Source organism: Streptomyces sp. NBC_01268, from assembly GCF_036240795.1.
Classification (GTDB): domain Bacteria; phylum Actinomycetota; class Actinomycetes; order Streptomycetales; family Streptomycetaceae; genus Streptomyces.
Genome location: NZ_CP108454.1, coordinates 2584163 through 2598049 on the forward strand (window position 1 = coordinate 2584163; position 13887 = coordinate 2598049).

A 13887-nucleotide genomic window follows, 5' to 3' on the forward strand; every position below is an offset into this window, starting at 1 on the left:
GGGCGGGCCCGGCCCGTCACCACCGCATCCGCCCCACCACGCCAAGGGACACCCATGCTCCGTATCCGCACCGTCGCGGCCGCCGCCGCTGCCGCCGCAGCCGGTCTGCTCCTGCTGCCCTCGCCCGCCCAGGCGGCCGGTTCCGTCCACCTGTACAAGATCTACTACGACAGCCCGGGCTCGGACACCCGCAGCACGGCCAGCCTCAACGCCGAGTACGTGCAGATACGCAACACCACGGGTGCGGCGGTCAACCTGCGGGGCTGGACGCTGACGGACGCGTCGAACCACAAGTACACCTTCGGCAACGTCACCCTCGGCAAGGGCAAGACGGTCACCGTCCGCACCGGCCGCGGCACGAACAGCGCCACGAACCTCTACCAGGGCCGTGGCGCGTACGTGTGGAACAACGACCGGGACACGGCGACGCTGCGCAAGTCCAACGGCGCGCGGATCGACACGTGCTCGTACAACTCGACCCGGGTCGACTACGTCATGTGCTGACGGCGGGACCGTCGTCGGACCCGGCCTGACCGGCCGCCGGTCCGGCCTGACCGGCCTGACCGGCCGGACCCTTCGGGCTCTCCTCGCGCTGCGAGGGGAGCCCGTACTGCTGCAACTCGCTGCTGACCTGCCCGCCGAGGGTCATGACGTTGAGCGTGGCCGAGTTCTCGCTGGCGATCGCCTTCTCCACCCGCGCGACCAGCGTCGTGAACGCGTCCCTTTCCGAGAGCCGGTGATACGGCCCGACGCGGGCGGCGAAGTAGACCCGCTCGTGCCCGAGCAGCTGCTCGGTCGACCGGTAGTTCTTCCACTGCTCGCGATAGCGGTAGACGCTCTCCAGCGACACGGACGCCACCACGACCAGGCTGAGCACGGTCGCCGTGATCCGCGCGAACCCCAGGTCGAGGTTGACGAGCACGGGCACGAGCGCGCCCCCGACCACCGAGACGGTGCGCATCCGCAGATGCATCGCCTTCATCTTGGTGGCCTTGCGGTCGTACCACTCCTGGTACTGCGCGAGCCTCGTCTCCACGTACCCCTGCGGCGTCATCTCACCGCTCTGCGCCCCGACTTCGGGCGCGTCCCCCACCTGGTCCATGCGGGGAGTACACCGCCGTGCCGCCCCACGAGTCAACCCGCCCCGGGCGCCCCTCCCTCACCCGTCCCAAAGCCCGTCCCCCACCCGTCACCCCTCATCGCTCCAGGGCCGCAGCTTCTCCGGATTGCGCACCACCCAGATCCGCCGGACCCTGCCGTCGTCCTCGCCGAGGTCGAACGCGGCGACGGTCACGGTGACGCCGCCGAGCTGGGCGACCAGACCGGGCCGGCCGTTGACCGACCGTTCCAGGAGCCGCAGCCCGGGGGCCTTGCCGGCGATGAAGAGCAGGTAGTCGGCGATCCGGCCGCCGCCCTCGACCGGACGCAGGACGGTGCCGACGAGACCGCCGCCGTCGGCCGTCATGACGGCATCGGGATCGAGCAGCCCGACCAGCGCCTCGATGTCCTTCGCCTCCCACGCCTCCTTGAACTCCCGTACCACACCGGCCTGCCCGGCCGCGGCGGGGACGGCGGGCGCCTCGGCGGCACCGATCCGGCGACGCGCCGAGGAGGCCAGCTGCCGGCAGGCCGCGGGTGTCCGGCCGACGATCGTGGCGACCTCGGCGAAGGGGTACCCGAAGACGTCGTGCAGGACGAAGGCGACGCGCTCGGCGGGCGTCATGGCCTCCAGGACGACGAGAAAGGCCATGTTGACGGACTCGTCCAGGGTCACCCGGTCCGCGGGGTCGACCGAGGTCCCCCCGCCCCACTCCGTACGGTCCGGCAGCGGCTCCGGCAGCCAGGCACCGACGTACCGCTCCCGCCGGACCCGCGCCGAACCGAGCAGATCGAGACAGATCCGCCCGGCCACGGTGGTCAGCCAGGCCCCCGGCGCCCGCACGGCCGCCCGCCGCTCCGGCGACATCGCGTACCAGCGGGCGTACGCCTCCTGGACGGCGTCCTCGGCCTCGGCGAGCGAGCCGAGCAGGCGGTAGGCGAGATCGGTGAGCCGCCGCCGCTCCGATACGAGCACGTCGACGTCACCCGCGTACCGACCGGTCATGCGCCCCCCACCCCGTCCCCCGCCTCACATTCCACGCCCCTGTGTCGTCGAACTACCGAGAAGGTACCGACCCACCGCCACGCGGCAGAACAAGGGATCCCACGATGACCACGCAGACCGCCCGGACCCCGCAGACCCCGGCAGCAGCTTCCCGCCCGACCGTCACGTTCCTCCGCGTCACGGTGGCCCTGCAGACCCTCACCCTCTTCTTCCAGGCGACGACGGCGGGCATCCTGCTGACCTCCGCGCACGGCGAGCTGCTGCACGGCATCGGAGCGCGCGTGATGTACGGCGCGTCGATGCTCTACCTGTTGGCGGCGATCCTGGCGTGGCGGCCGGGCGGCGGCAGCCCGCGCCCCATCCTGTACGCGACCGGCTTCCTGCTGCTCGCCTCGGCGCAGGTGATCCTGGGCATCGCGCGCGTGCCGTCGGTGCACGTGCCGCTGGGCGTCCTGATGTTCGGCCTCAGCGTCCTGGCGCTGGCCGCCCCCGCACTCTCACCGAGAAGAGCCCACTGACCCGTCCGCCCGTCGGGCAGGCATGACCGCGGTGGCGGGCGGATCGGCAGGGCCGGGGCCCGCCACCTGGATTCCCGGGCGGGCCCGCTTTCCCGTGCGGCGCGGGCGACGCCGTGCGGTCAGTGCGGCGGAAAGACCTCCAGCAGCCCTTCCGGGCCGAACACATGGATCTCGAGGCCGCTCACCTCGGCGAGCTCCGCGAGCTCGCGGTTCACCTCGCGGACCCTCTCGGCGGCGCCTTCGACGCAGTTCACCTCGATCCCGGCCCCCTTCCTCTGGATGCTCGCCACGTATGCGGGCCCGATGGTCTGCTGCACCAAGCGGGCCGCGGAGGCCGCCAGGCGCCGCTGCGAGGCCGACAGCGTCGTCACCTCGTCCGCGTCGCCTCCGATGCGTACTTCCCTGGGCTCGTAGATCGCGTAGTGGGAGTGGGAGGTGTTGCCGCCGGAGTTCTCGATCGCCTTCTCCAGCACTCCGATCCTCGTGCTCTGCTCACGCGCCAGTTTGACGAGTTCGTCGAGGATGTCCGAGGTCTCCCGCTGGGGCACGTCCGTGGCCTGCGCCCCCTCCTGGATGGCGGCCAGTCCCTCCGCCAGCTCGCCCCAGAACTTGTCGAACACGGTCCGGAGCCGGCCCTCGGGCAGCCTGTTCTCGCACTTCTCGTTGATGGACCTCACCATCGCCCAGACGTCCTCCCGGTTCGAGGCGTCGGTGGCCTGGAACTGGGCCAGGGGCCCCGCCGCCAGATCCTTGACCTGCATGTCGAGGAGGAGCGGCGCCAGCGAGCTCTCGCCCAGTTCGCGGGAGAGCGCCCCGGCCTCGAAGTTGATCCAGGGAGCGGACTGGTTGTCACGGGTCACGCACACGATGCCGAACGAGGATTCCTGGAGACGGTCGGCGATCTTGGTGAGGCCCCGCTCCCCCTTGGAGATGTCCTGGGAGGAGACGAACGGTTCGATCTCCGGGTTCATGTACGGCAGCCACTCCCGTAACGCCTCCGCGCCCTGCCGCGACGCCTCGCCCGACCAGCTGATGAAGATGTGCACGCGTCCCCCTGGACCTCATGGTGGGTGGCCATGATGCACGAGGGGCCGGACCGGGGTCCCGGCCTCGGCCGAAGTCGGGAACCGGGTGCCCCGGGGCGAGGGCGGCGGCGATGCGCTGGGCGATGGCGAGGCGTCCACAGGGCGCGAAGAAGCCCCCGACCATGATCGGCCGGGGGCTTCCCGTCGGTGGGCGCGGACGGTTTCGAACCGCCGACATCTGCTTTGTAAGAGCAGCGCTCTACCCCTGAGCTACGCACCCGTGGAGTGAAGCAACAGCGTACATGGCGGACCGGTGGGGACCGCAAACCCGTTGGGGCGGGGAAGTCGGTGGGGGTTCGGGCGAACTGAGGGGGCTGTGTCTTCGTCACTAGCGGGTGGGAGAATGTAGCGGACCGGGCAGGGCGGACACAGCACGGGAGAGGGAACGTGGCGGCGACCGAGGACAGGGGCGGGGCGACGCCCGGGGTCACCAGCGTGGTTCGGCTGGGGCTCGCTTTGCCGCTGCTGGTCGTCGCGCTGTTGCCGCAGGCCTTCGCCGGGGGTGGCACCCGGCGGTGGTTCGGCGGGCGGGACGAGAGCCGGCGGGCCGAGGCACAGGCCGCGAAGGACGCCGCCGCGGCGGCCTTCTACGAGCTGGACACCGCGCAGCGCGGGCTGCGGATCTCCATCGAGACCATCACCGCCGCCGACGACTCCGCCGACGCCCGGCGTGCGGTGGAGGGGTTCGCCGCGCTGGGGCGGAGGATCGACGAGGTCAGCCACGTCTACATCGAGGCCGTCGACGGGCACGACCTCGACCGGGACGAGCTCGACGCCGCCGCCGCCGGGCGTGCCAAGGCCGAGCTGGAGCGGGCCCGGGACCAGCTCATGGGGGCCAAGGGCGAGCTCGACCGGTTCGAGCAGGGGCTCGCGCCGCTGATCGACCGGGCGGAGACCCAGCTGGCCCGGCTCGCCCCCGCCGTGGAGCGGGCCCGGCAGGCGCTGCGCGGGGCGGCGGTCGCGCTCGACGCCACCAGGGAGCAGGGGTTCCGGGCGGACGAGCTCGCGCGGCGGCTCGCGCTGCTCGGGCCCGAGCTGACCCGGCTCAACGAAGGGGCCGGGCGGCACGGCGTCGCCGAGACCCTGCAGCGGGCCGACCGGGTGCTCCGGGAGGCCGAGGCGGTACGGGCCGAGGCGGCCCGGGTGCCCGAGCGGGCCGCCGAGATCGACAAGCGGCTCGTCTCGCTCCGTACCCGCGCCCAGGCCCTCGCCACCCGCGCCGACGGTGTCGAGCCGGTCCTGTCCGAGCTGCGCCGCCGGTTCTCGGCCGCCTGCTGGCAGGACCTCCAGCACGTGCCCGAGCAGGCCGCCACCGCCGCCCGCCAGGCCGAGGAGCGGCTGGCCGAGGCCGTCAAGGCGCGCGACGAGCAGCGCTGGCCCGACGCCACCTCGCTGCTGGCCACCGCCCGTGCCCTGCTCAACACCGCCGACGAGGGCGTGGCCGCCGCCGGGGAGCGGCTGCGGCGCCTGAACGCCGTCGCCAAGGACCCGCAGGCCGAGATCGACCGCACCCGCTTCGCCGTACGGGACGCCCAGCGGCTCGCCATGGCGGGGCGCTCCACCCCCGAGCCCCGGCACGCCCGGCCCCTCGACGAGGCCGTCGCCCGGATCGACCGGGCCGTGGGGACCCTGAACAGCGGTCGGCATCCCGACTACTGGGCCTTCCTGACCGAGCTGGAGGCGATCCGGGCCACGGCCGGGCACGTCGTCGAGCAGATCCGGGAGGAGCGGGGGAAGCCGTAGGGGCACGCCGTAACCTGTGTCCATGCCTCGTTACGAGTACCGCTGCCGGACCTGCGGCGACACCTTCGAGCTCAGCCGTCCCATGGCCGAGTCCTCCGCCCCCGCCGCCTGCCCCGCCGGGCACGACGACACCGTCAAGCTGCTCTCCGCCGTCGCGGTCGGGGGCGGGAAGGGCTCCGCACCCGCGCCGAGCGGCGGCGGGGGCGGATGCTGTGGCGGAGGGTGCTGCGGCTGAGGCCGGTCGCCCCGCCCGCCCGTCAGCTGTCCAGGTAGCGCAGGACCGCCAGGACCCGCTTGCTGTAGCCCTCGCTGCGGCCCGTCAGCTCCAGCTTGTCGAAGATCGCGTTGATGTGCTTCTCCACCGCGCTCAGCGACACGTGCAGCCGGGCCGCCACGGTCGCGTTGGTGTGGCCCTGCGCCATCGCCGCGAGGACCTCCCCCTCCCGGGGTGTCAGGCGGGCCAGCGGGTCGGTGTGGGAGGAGTGGACGAGGAGCCGCCGGACGACCTCCGGGTCGAAGGCGGTCCTTCCCTCCCCCACCCGCTCCAGCGCCTCCAGGAACTCGTCGACCTGCGCGACCCGGTCCTTGAGCAGGTAGCCCACGCCGCCCCGGGCCCCGGCCCCGCCGGTCAGGAGCTCCGTCGCGTACCGCTTCTCCACGTACTGCGACAGCACCAGCACGCCCACCTCCGGCAGCCCGGCGCGGATCTCCAGGGCGGCGCGCAGGCCCTCGTCGGTGTGGGTGGGCGGCATGCGGACGTCGACGACCACCACGTCCGGGGGGTCTGCTCGGACCGCGGCGAGGAGTTCCACCGCCGTGCCCACCGCGGCCCGCACCTCGTGGCCCTCCTCGGCGAGGAGGCGTACGAGCCCCTCCCGTAGCAGCGTCGAGTCCTCGGCCAGTATCACGCGCACGGCAGCTCCGCCCCGATCACCGTCGGGCCGCCCGCCGGACTGTGCACGCTCAGGCGTCCGTCCAGCGCCGCCACCCGGCTCGCGAGGCCGGCGAGGCCGCTGCCGGCCGGGTCCGCGCCACCGGCGCCGTCGTCCTCCACCCGTACGTCCAACGTCCCGTCCCTCCACGTCACTTGTACGTCCACGGCGCCCGCACCCGCGTGCTTGACCACGTTCGTCACCGCCTCCGACACGACGAAGTACGCCGCCGTCTCCACCGGCTTCGGCACCGGCCGCGGGACCGCGAACCCGAGCCGCACCGGCAGCGGGCTGCGTTCGGCGACCGCCTCCAGGGCGGGGCGCAGGCCCGCCTCGTCCAGGACCGCGGGATGCACCCGCCAGGCCACCTCGCGCAGTTCGGCGAGGGCCCGGCCGCTCTCCTCGTGGGCCTGGAGCAGCAGTTCGGCGGCCCGCGCGGGGTCCTGGCTGCGGCGGGCCCGGCCGATGAGCATGCCGAGGGCCACCAGGCGCTGCTGCACGCCGTCGTGCAGGTCGCGCTCGATGCGGCGGCGTTCCTCGTGGACGACGTCCATGATCTCGGCGCGGCTCGCGGCGAGTTCGGCGATCCTGGCCTCCAGGGCGTCGGCCTGGCTCGGGCCCAGCATCCTGGCCGCCAGCTCGGCCTCCATCCGGGCGACCTGCCCCATCCCCTGGGCCGCGAGGAAGAGCAGGAGCAGTCCGCCGGCGCCTCCGAGGGCGACCACGAGCGGCTGCCGGACGTCCACGAGGAGCCAGCCGGTCAGCGCGAAGAGCGCGTAGGCGAGGCCGGTGGCCGCACAGCCGAGGACCACCCCGCCCAGCAGGCCGACCGGCCAGCGCGCGACGAGGTACGCGAGGGTGCGCTGCCGCCCGTACGGCGGGACGCGCACGCCGAGCAGGCGGCCGAGCCGCCACCGCTCCGCCCGCACGGCCCGGCCCGCCACCCGCGCGAGGCCCCGTCGGCCGTGCGGCGACACCAGGACGGGCAGCAGGACGAGACCGGCCGCCATCTCCAGGACCGCCGAGACGGCGCCGAGCACGAGCGCCGCCACGGTCCGGACCGCCCGACGGCCGCCACCGAGCGGCCCTGGGCGCGCGCCCCCGCGTGGGTCGCCGCCGCCCGGCCCGCCGGGTGCGACCCCGCGTACGCCTCCGCCGCCCGGCCCACCGCTCACGCCCGCGCCGGTCCCCTCCGACCTGATCCCCATGATCGCCACGCTAGCGCGGCGCCGTCCCCCGCACCCTGCGGAAAACCGCACCCTCCCGTGCGGGCGCCCGCAGTCCCCCGGGCCCCGGGGATTCCTAGCGTCGAGGGCATGGACCAATGGATGGCGCAATGGATCAACACACTGATGGACACCCTCGGCGCGCCCGGTGCGGGCGTCGCCGTCGCGCTGGAGAACCTCTTCCCGCCGATCCCGAGCGAGGTGATCCTGCCGCTGGCGGGGTTCGCCGCCTCCTCGGGGCGCATGAACCTGATCGCCGCGCTGCTGTGGACGACCGCCGGGTCGGTCGTCGGGGCGCTCGCCCTGTACGCGGTGGGGGCGTTGTTCGGGCGGGAGCGGGTGGTCGCGGTGGCGGCCCGGCTGCCGCTGGTGAAGGTGGCGGACATCGAGCGGACGGAGGCGTGGTTCGCCCGGCACGGCACCAAGGCGGTGCTGCTCGGCCGGATGGTGCCGATCTTCCGCAGCCTGATCTCGGTGCCGGCCGGGGTGGAGCGGATGCCGCTGCCCCTCTTCCTGGCGCTCACGACCCTCGGCAGCGCGCTGTGGAACACCGCCTTCGTCCTGGCCGGTTACGTGCTCGGCGAGAACTGGGAGCAGGTCACCGACTATGTGTCGGTCTACTCGAAGGCGGTGCTCCTCCTGGCGCTGGCCGCGCTGGCCTGCCTCGTCGCCGTCCGGGTCGTACGGGCCGTCAGGCCGGGTCCGGGAGGGCGGCGGGCGCGCCGTTGAGCCGGGGCGCGATGTGGGCCCGGGCCGCGGCCCGGAAGCGGCGCAGGATCTCCTCGCCCGCCGCCACGCCCCGCTCGGGCAGGGCCTCCACGTGCGGTGCCGTCCAGTCGGCGTCGGCGAGTTCGCCGTGGCCCGGGCGCCAGCCGCGGTCGGCGGCGAGCAGGAGGTCGGCGTCGAGGAGCGAGTCGCCGGCGCCGAGCGTGAGGGTGGCGCCGGTGCGGCGGGCGACCTCGCGGACGGCGGCGCTCTTGGTGAGCGGCCGGGGCACGGCGTACACCTTGCGGCCCTGGAGCGAGACGGTCCAGCCGCGCTCGCCCGCCCACTCGGTGAAGCGGGCGAGCCACTCCTCGGGCAGCCGCTCCCGTTCGACGACGAGGTAGGCGAACAGGTCCTCGGCGACCCGGTGCTTGCGCACCCAGGACAGGTCGGTGGTGGCGGTGAAGTAGGCGCGGACCTCGGCGAGCGGGGCGCAGGACTCGGTGACCCGGCGGAGTACCTCGGCGTGCCAGTCGGGGTCGGAGACGCCGTCGACCAGCAGGTGCCCGCCGTTGGCGCAGATCGCGTACTTCGGCTGGGTGTCGCCGGGCAGCCGGATCCGCTGGTACTGCTTGCGGGTGCGGGTCGTGGTGGGGACGAAGACCGTCTCGGCGGCCAGCGCGCGCAGTTCGTCGGCGGCGCTCTCGGTCACGTACGAGAGCGGCTTGGACTCGTGGACCTCCACGCACAGGAGCCGGGGCGCCTGGGCGTCGGGCATGCCCAGGGAGAGGGCGGCCGTGGAGTAGATGAGGGTGCGGTCGAGGTCGCTGGCGACCAGGACGGTGGGCGTGGACGCGGCCCCGGTGGGCTTCGGAATCGCGTTCATCGGGACACCACCGCCGTGCCGTCGGCGCCGGTCGCCCCGCGCGTGTACTGGGGGTGGATCAGTCCGACGCAGCTGTACGGCAGGTCGTCGACCTCCTCGACCGGCACGCCCCGCTGTTCGGCGAGCAGCCGTACGTGGGCCAGGTCGGCGCCCGCGCCCCGCTTGGCCAGGATCTTCCAGGGGACCCGGCGCAGCAGCACCCGGGTGGTCTCGCCGACGCCCGGCTTGACCAGGTTGACGTCGTGGATGCCGTACTCCTCGCTGATCCGCTCGACGGCGCTCCAGCCCTCCCAGGTGGGGGTGCGGTCGGTGGCGAGCAGCTTGGCGACGTCCTCGTCGACGTCGGCGGCGACCTCGTCGAAGCGGGCGGCGACGGCGTCGAGGAAGGCGCCGGAGACGTCCGCGCCGGCCAGTTCGCGGTAGAACTTGGCGCCGTGGAAGTCGTGCGGGCCGACCAGGTCGGAGCGCAGGACCGTGCGCGAGATCAGGCCGGAGACGGTGGAGTTGAGGCAGGCGGAGGGGATGAGGAAGTCCTCGCGGGTGCCGTAGACGCGGACGCAGGAGCCGGGGTCGGCGAGGACCGCGACCTCCGGGTCGAAGCCGTCGAACTCCTTGAGCGCCTCGGCGAGTTCGCGCGTGATGGCGCCCTTCCCGGTCCAGCCGTCGACGAAGACGACGTCGGCCGGGTCGTGGTGGGCGGCGAGCCAGCGCAGCGCGTTGGCGTCGATGCCGCGGCCGCGCACGATGGAGACGGCGTAGTGCGGGAGCTCCAGACCGTGCCGGTGCAGGGCCCAGCGGCGCATCAGGACGCCGACGGGGGTTCCGGCCCGGGCGAGGGAGACCAGGACGGGCTGCTTGCCGCGCTCGGCGAGGACGGTCTCGGTGACGGTGCCGACGGCCCGGGCGATCCGGGCGGCCGAGCCGTCCAGGGCGGCCTGGAACAGCTCCTGGTACCGCTCGCTGGGCTGGTACTCGACGGGCAGCGACTCGGCGTAGTGCGCGCCGCCGCTCTGGATGGCCTCCTCCCGTTCCTCGGTCGGTGCCTCCAGTTCGACGTCCGAGAGGTCCTGGAGCAGCCAGCCGACCTCCTCGGGTGCGTACGAGGAGAAGGCGGGGCCGCGGAGGGGCTCGGGCAGCATGGAGCTCCTTTCGGGAGCTTCGGTGACCTGGGGGGTGTACGAGGGGACGACGGCCAGCACGACCCGGGGTATGTGGGCCGCGAGCTGGGCGAGGAGTCCGTCCGGGGCGTGCAGCTCGGGGGTGTCGGCGACGGAGTCGACGACGGCGACGACCGCGTCGAAGCCGCCGCCGGCCACGTTGTACGCGTACCGCTCGCCGGGGCCGTCGGCGGGCTCGTCGTGGGCCGGGAAGACCAGCCGGGTCCTTATGGCGTAGCCGGGGTCGTCGACGGCGAGGACGGGCGAGCGGGTGGTGGTCGAGTAGCGCACCTCGGCGGCGCCGGTCCGCTCCAGCTCGCCGGCCAGGCGCAGCGGGGCGTACATGAGCTCCTCGAAACCGAGGACGAGCACGCGGGGGGCGCGGAGGGCGCCGGGAGGGGCGGCCGGTCCGTCCTCCGCGACGTCCTCCAGCGCCTGTGCGATCCGTGCCGCCATCGCGGGCAGGGCCTTCTCCAGGCGCTCCCGGTGCTCGGGGGTGAAGCCGTGCCGGCCGCCGTCGGGCAGGCCGGCCGGCCAGTCGAGGGCTATCCGCCGGGTCCGGAGCCCGGCTCCGCCGCGCGGGGGGCGGGGTACCGGTACGGCGGGGGCGGCGGCCTCGTGGCGGGCGACGAGTTCCTGGCCCTTGGCGAGGACCCCGTCCGGCAGGTCCACGGTGCCCGCCGCGAGGGTGATCAGGTCGACGCGGACGCCGAGGGCGTCGGCGAAGGCGGTGAGCCGGGCCCGGTCGGCGGGGGTGCGCATGTCGACGAGCGCGACGACCACGTACCGCTCGCGCGGGTGGCGTTCGTGCAGGTCGCGGATGGTGTTGAGGACCGTGTTGCCGGTGGAGAACTCGTCGTCGACGAGGACCAGCGGGCCGTCTTGGGCGAGCAGCTTGGGGTCCTCGGGGAGCAACAGGTGGGAGGTGGCGTGGGAGTGGGACTCCTCGAAGCCGCCCGCGGTGGCGACGCCGTCGACGGGGCGCCGGGTGGAGTGGAGGTACGGGGCGAGCGCGAGGCCGTCGGCGACGCTGTGACCGAGGCCGGTGGCGGTCTCGGCGTACCCGAGGACGACGGCCCGCGCCGCCTCCTCGTCGCCGAGCAGCCGCCGTACCCGTACGCCCAGGTCGTGGCCGGCGTCCCGGACGACCGAGGGGCGCTGCGGCACGTGCTTGCCGAGCACGTTGGAGACCAGCAGATGCGCCCGCTTGGGGTTGCGGCGCAGTGCGAGGCCCAGCAGGCCCGGCAGCTCCTCGTCGCCGATCAGTTCGACGCCCAGTCGCTCCGCGACCCAGGTTCCCGACCACACCGTTTCCATCGGAGTTCTTCAGCCTTCCGTCAGCCGGCGAGGCCGGCGGTGAGCAGCTCCACGAAGCCGACGTCCTCGCGCGCGACGCCGAAGACCTCGGCGCGCAGCAGGGTCCGTTCGGCCCACGCGCGGTGCGGCTTCACCTCGTTCATCTTGTTCGTGTACGCGGAGCGGAGCACCCCGCCACCGCCGCGTTCCGGCCGCAGGATGTCCTGGGCGTCGCTGAACTCCTCGTGGCTGACCACGGAGAGTGCGTGCACCGGGGGCACGTGGGTGGGGTGGATGCAGGTCTTGCCGAGCAGGCCGTTGGCGCGGTCGAGTTCGATCTCGCGCAGCAGCCCGTCGAGGTCGTGCTCGATGAGCGCGGTCCGCAGGTCCTCGGCACGGCCCTCCAGGAAGGGGCTGCGGCGGAGCTGCGGCTTGAACATGCGCTCGCCGGGGCGGAAGTACTCCCAGACGGGGCCGGTGATGGTGAAGCCGGTGCCGTCGGAGCGGCCGAGGACGTTGACGACGTCGGCGATGACGTCGGCGACCAGCTTGACGTCGTACGCGGTCATGTCGGGCGAGCGGCGCAGGCCGTAGTGGGAGCAGAAGTCGGTGACGCCGAGGCGCAGGGCGAGGACGCGGTCGCGGTACTTGCCGGTGATCGAGGCGATGCCGGCCAGGGTCTCGGCCCGGGTCTCCAGGTGGAGGAGCTCGGAGGACTCCAGGACGGGCATGGCGAAGAGCCGGCGGCCGCAGTTCCGCTCGGCGACGGCGAGCGCTTCGAGGAAGGCGCGGCCTCGGGTCTCGGTGAATTTGGGGAGTACGAATCCGGACAGCAGCCGGACCGTTTCGCCGAGGCGGTCGACGAGGTCGGTGATCTGTCCGGGTTCGCGGACCCGGATGAAGAGCAGGGGCACGTCGGAGCCGTCCGGGCCGCTGCCGGCGGCGAGGTCGGCGAACTGCCGGACGAGGTTGGCCTCGCCCGCCTCGACCTCGGCGTCGCTGATGGAATCCTCCAGGCAGAGCACCATGGAGGCCACTCCCCGCGCGACCTGTTTGCGCACGTCGTCGGCGAGCCGCGGCCGGGTGGCCGGGCTGTAGAGCGTGGCGCCCAGGGCCACGGCGAGCGTGCGCGCGGCGGAGTCGACCGTGAACGCGGCCGGCTCCTGATGGAACAGCCTGGTCCGCGTTGCGGCCGGGATGTGCCCGAAATGACGCATGTATCTCCCCCGACTGGCCCGGGAGGCCCTGATGAGATGTGGCCGGTAATAGTACGTAGGTGAGGGTGTCCGTAGTTCCCCACGTGCGTGAAGTTCAGGTAACTCGTCCGCATCGGGCCCCCCGCGTTGTCCGGAAGGTGCCCGGGCAGGAATGATGACGGGCATGACGCACGCGATGCTGAAGGGCTCCAACGTCCCTCTCGACACCGCGGCCGTACGGGCCGTGCTCCGCTGGACTCCGGGCCCCGGGGTGCCCGACGTGGACGCCTCGGCGCTGTTGCTCGGCGTGGACGGGCGCGTGCGGTCCGACGAGGACTTCGTCTTCTACAACCAGCTCCGGCATCCGTCGGGGCTGGTGCGCAGGCTGCCCCACAAGAAGCGGGTGCCGGAGGGGCTCACGGACACCGTGGAGGCCGACCTGGGCGTCCTCGACGCCTCGGTCGACCGGGTGGTGCTCGCGGCCTCATCGGACGGTGACACCTTCCGTTCGGTCTCCGACCTGCGGATCCTGCTGTACGACGGGGCGCCGGGCGCCGGGGACCGGGACCCGCTGGCGGTCTTCGACGTGTCGGCGGAGACCGGCGAGGAGACCGCGATCATCTGCGGTGAGCTGTACCGGCGCGGGGACGGCTGGAAGTTCCGTGCGGTCGGCCAGGGCTATCCGACCGGCCTGGTGGGCCTCGCGACGGACTTCGGGGTCTCGGTCGACGACTCCGTCGACACGGCGGCCACAGGGGCCGCAGAAGCCGAGGACGACGGGCCGCGGGACGCCCCGGCGGCCGGGCACGACCCCGACGCGACGATGGTGCAGCCGATGGAGGCGGTGCGGGCCCCGGAGGGCCCGGTGACCGGGCCTCCGGTCCCGGTGGTGCCGCCGCAGCCGGCCGCTCCCCCGCTCCCGGCGACGGCACCGGCCGCTGTTCCGGCCGCGCCGCCCGCGTACGGCTATCCGCAGCCGGTGCGCGAGTTCCGGATGCCTCCGATGGGTCCGCAGTTCGTCCGGTGACCCCGGTGGGCC

Annotated in this window: 14 protein-coding genes and 1 tRNA gene; 6 read left to right on the forward strand and 9 right to left on the reverse strand. The window is 73.7% G+C overall.

The genetic code is table 11. The features are described 5' to 3' along the window. The first annotated feature begins 54 nt into the window (after window positions 1-54). Window positions 55-504: a lamin tail domain-containing protein gene (locus tag OG309_RS11400; RefSeq protein ID WP_329420262.1), complete on the forward strand. Its 450-nt coding sequence runs from the start codon at window positions 55-57 to the stop codon at window positions 502-504. Here the strand turns inward: OG309_RS11400 and OG309_RS11405 are convergent. Together OG309_RS11405 and sigJ are read right to left on the reverse strand one after the other, a co-directional pair. Next, window positions 494-1102 (reverse strand): DUF4231 domain-containing protein, encoded by a 609-nt coding sequence (locus OG309_RS11405; RefSeq protein ID WP_329420263.1) that lies wholly within the window; start codon window positions 1100-1102, stop codon window positions 494-496. The two genes, OG309_RS11400 and OG309_RS11405, sit on opposite strands and share 11 nt — an antisense overlap. An 87-nt stretch (window positions 1103-1189) precedes the next feature. Then, complete coding sequence (sigJ, locus tag OG309_RS11410) at window positions 1190-2104, reverse strand: RNA polymerase sigma factor SigJ (protein ID WP_329420264.1); 915 nt, start codon at window positions 2102-2104, stop codon at window positions 1190-1192. Window positions 2105-2208: 104 nt separating this feature from the next. Between sigJ and OG309_RS11415 the strand changes: the two genes are divergently transcribed. Next, entirely contained in the window at window positions 2209-2622 is a 414-nt protein-coding gene (locus OG309_RS11415) for a hypothetical protein (RefSeq protein ID WP_329420266.1), read from the forward strand. Window positions 2623-2741: 119 nt separating this feature from the next. Here the strand turns inward: OG309_RS11415 and OG309_RS11420 are convergent, their stop codons facing one another. Both OG309_RS11420 and OG309_RS11425 read right to left on the reverse strand, forming a co-directional pair. Beyond that, complete coding sequence (locus tag OG309_RS11420) at window positions 2742-3668, reverse strand: toll/interleukin-1 receptor domain-containing protein (protein WP_329420267.1); 927 nt, start codon at window positions 3666-3668, stop codon at window positions 2742-2744. A 187-nt stretch (window positions 3669-3855) separates the two neighbouring features. Next, window positions 3856-3927: transfer RNA gene (locus tag OG309_RS11425), tRNA-Val, on the reverse strand. A 167-nt stretch (window positions 3928-4094) separates the two neighbouring features. Here OG309_RS11425 and OG309_RS11430 point away from each other — a divergent pair. After that, window positions 4095-5450 (forward strand): hypothetical protein, encoded by a 1356-nt coding sequence (locus OG309_RS11430; RefSeq protein WP_443067557.1) that lies wholly within the window; start codon window positions 4095-4097, stop codon window positions 5448-5450. 22 nt (window positions 5451-5472) lie between these two features. Further along, window positions 5473-5685 (forward strand): FmdB family zinc ribbon protein, encoded by a 213-nt coding sequence (locus tag OG309_RS11435; protein WP_329420268.1) that lies wholly within the window; start codon window positions 5473-5475, stop codon window positions 5683-5685. Between the two features lie 22 nt (window positions 5686-5707). Here the strand turns inward: OG309_RS11435 and OG309_RS11440 are convergent, their stop codons facing one another. Further along, window positions 5708-6364 carry a response regulator transcription factor gene (locus tag OG309_RS11440; protein ID WP_329420270.1) on the reverse strand — a complete coding sequence of 219 codons (657 nt, stop codon included), beginning with the start codon at window positions 6362-6364 and terminating at the stop codon, window positions 5708-5710. Continuing rightward, a complete protein-coding gene (locus tag OG309_RS11445) occupies window positions 6355-7392 on the reverse strand; it encodes a sensor histidine kinase (protein WP_329428268.1) in 1038 nt (345 codons plus the stop codon). The genes OG309_RS11440 and OG309_RS11445 overlap by 10 nt, the downstream gene beginning before the upstream one ends. A gap of 306 nt (window positions 7393-7698) precedes the next feature. Between OG309_RS11445 and OG309_RS11450 the strand changes: the two genes are divergently transcribed. Then, complete coding sequence (locus tag OG309_RS11450; RefSeq protein WP_329420272.1) at window positions 7699-8337, forward strand: DedA family protein; 639 nt, start codon at window positions 7699-7701, stop codon at window positions 8335-8337. On the opposite strand, the gene OG309_RS11455 is transcribed toward OG309_RS11450, so the two are convergent. The 3 genes from OG309_RS11455 to OG309_RS11465 are packed head-to-tail and all read right to left on the reverse strand — an operon-like array spanning window position 8300 to window position 12869. Further along, the gene (locus OG309_RS11455) at window positions 8300-9199 is read right to left on the reverse strand and encodes an HAD family hydrolase (RefSeq protein ID WP_329420273.1); all 900 of its coding nucleotides are present in this window, start codon (window positions 9197-9199) and stop codon (window positions 8300-8302) included. The two genes, OG309_RS11450 and OG309_RS11455, sit on opposite strands and share 38 nt — an antisense overlap. Further along, window positions 9196-11673, reverse strand: coding sequence for a phosphoribosyltransferase (locus OG309_RS11460; RefSeq protein ID WP_329420275.1), 2478 nt, complete (start codon window positions 11671-11673; stop codon window positions 9196-9198). The genes OG309_RS11455 and OG309_RS11460 overlap by 4 nt, the downstream gene beginning before the upstream one ends. A gap of 20 nt (window positions 11674-11693) precedes the next feature. Further along, the gene (locus OG309_RS11465) at window positions 11694-12869 is read right to left on the reverse strand and encodes an HpcH/HpaI aldolase/citrate lyase family protein (RefSeq protein ID WP_329420277.1); all 1176 of its coding nucleotides are present in this window, start codon (window positions 12867-12869) and stop codon (window positions 11694-11696) included. A gap of 154 nt (window positions 12870-13023) precedes the next feature. Between OG309_RS11465 and OG309_RS11470 the strand changes: the two genes are divergently transcribed. Further along, entirely contained in the window at window positions 13024-13875 is an 852-nt protein-coding gene (locus OG309_RS11470; RefSeq protein ID WP_329428270.1) for a TerD family protein, read from the forward strand. The last annotated feature ends 12 nt before the right edge of the window (window positions 13876-13887 follow it).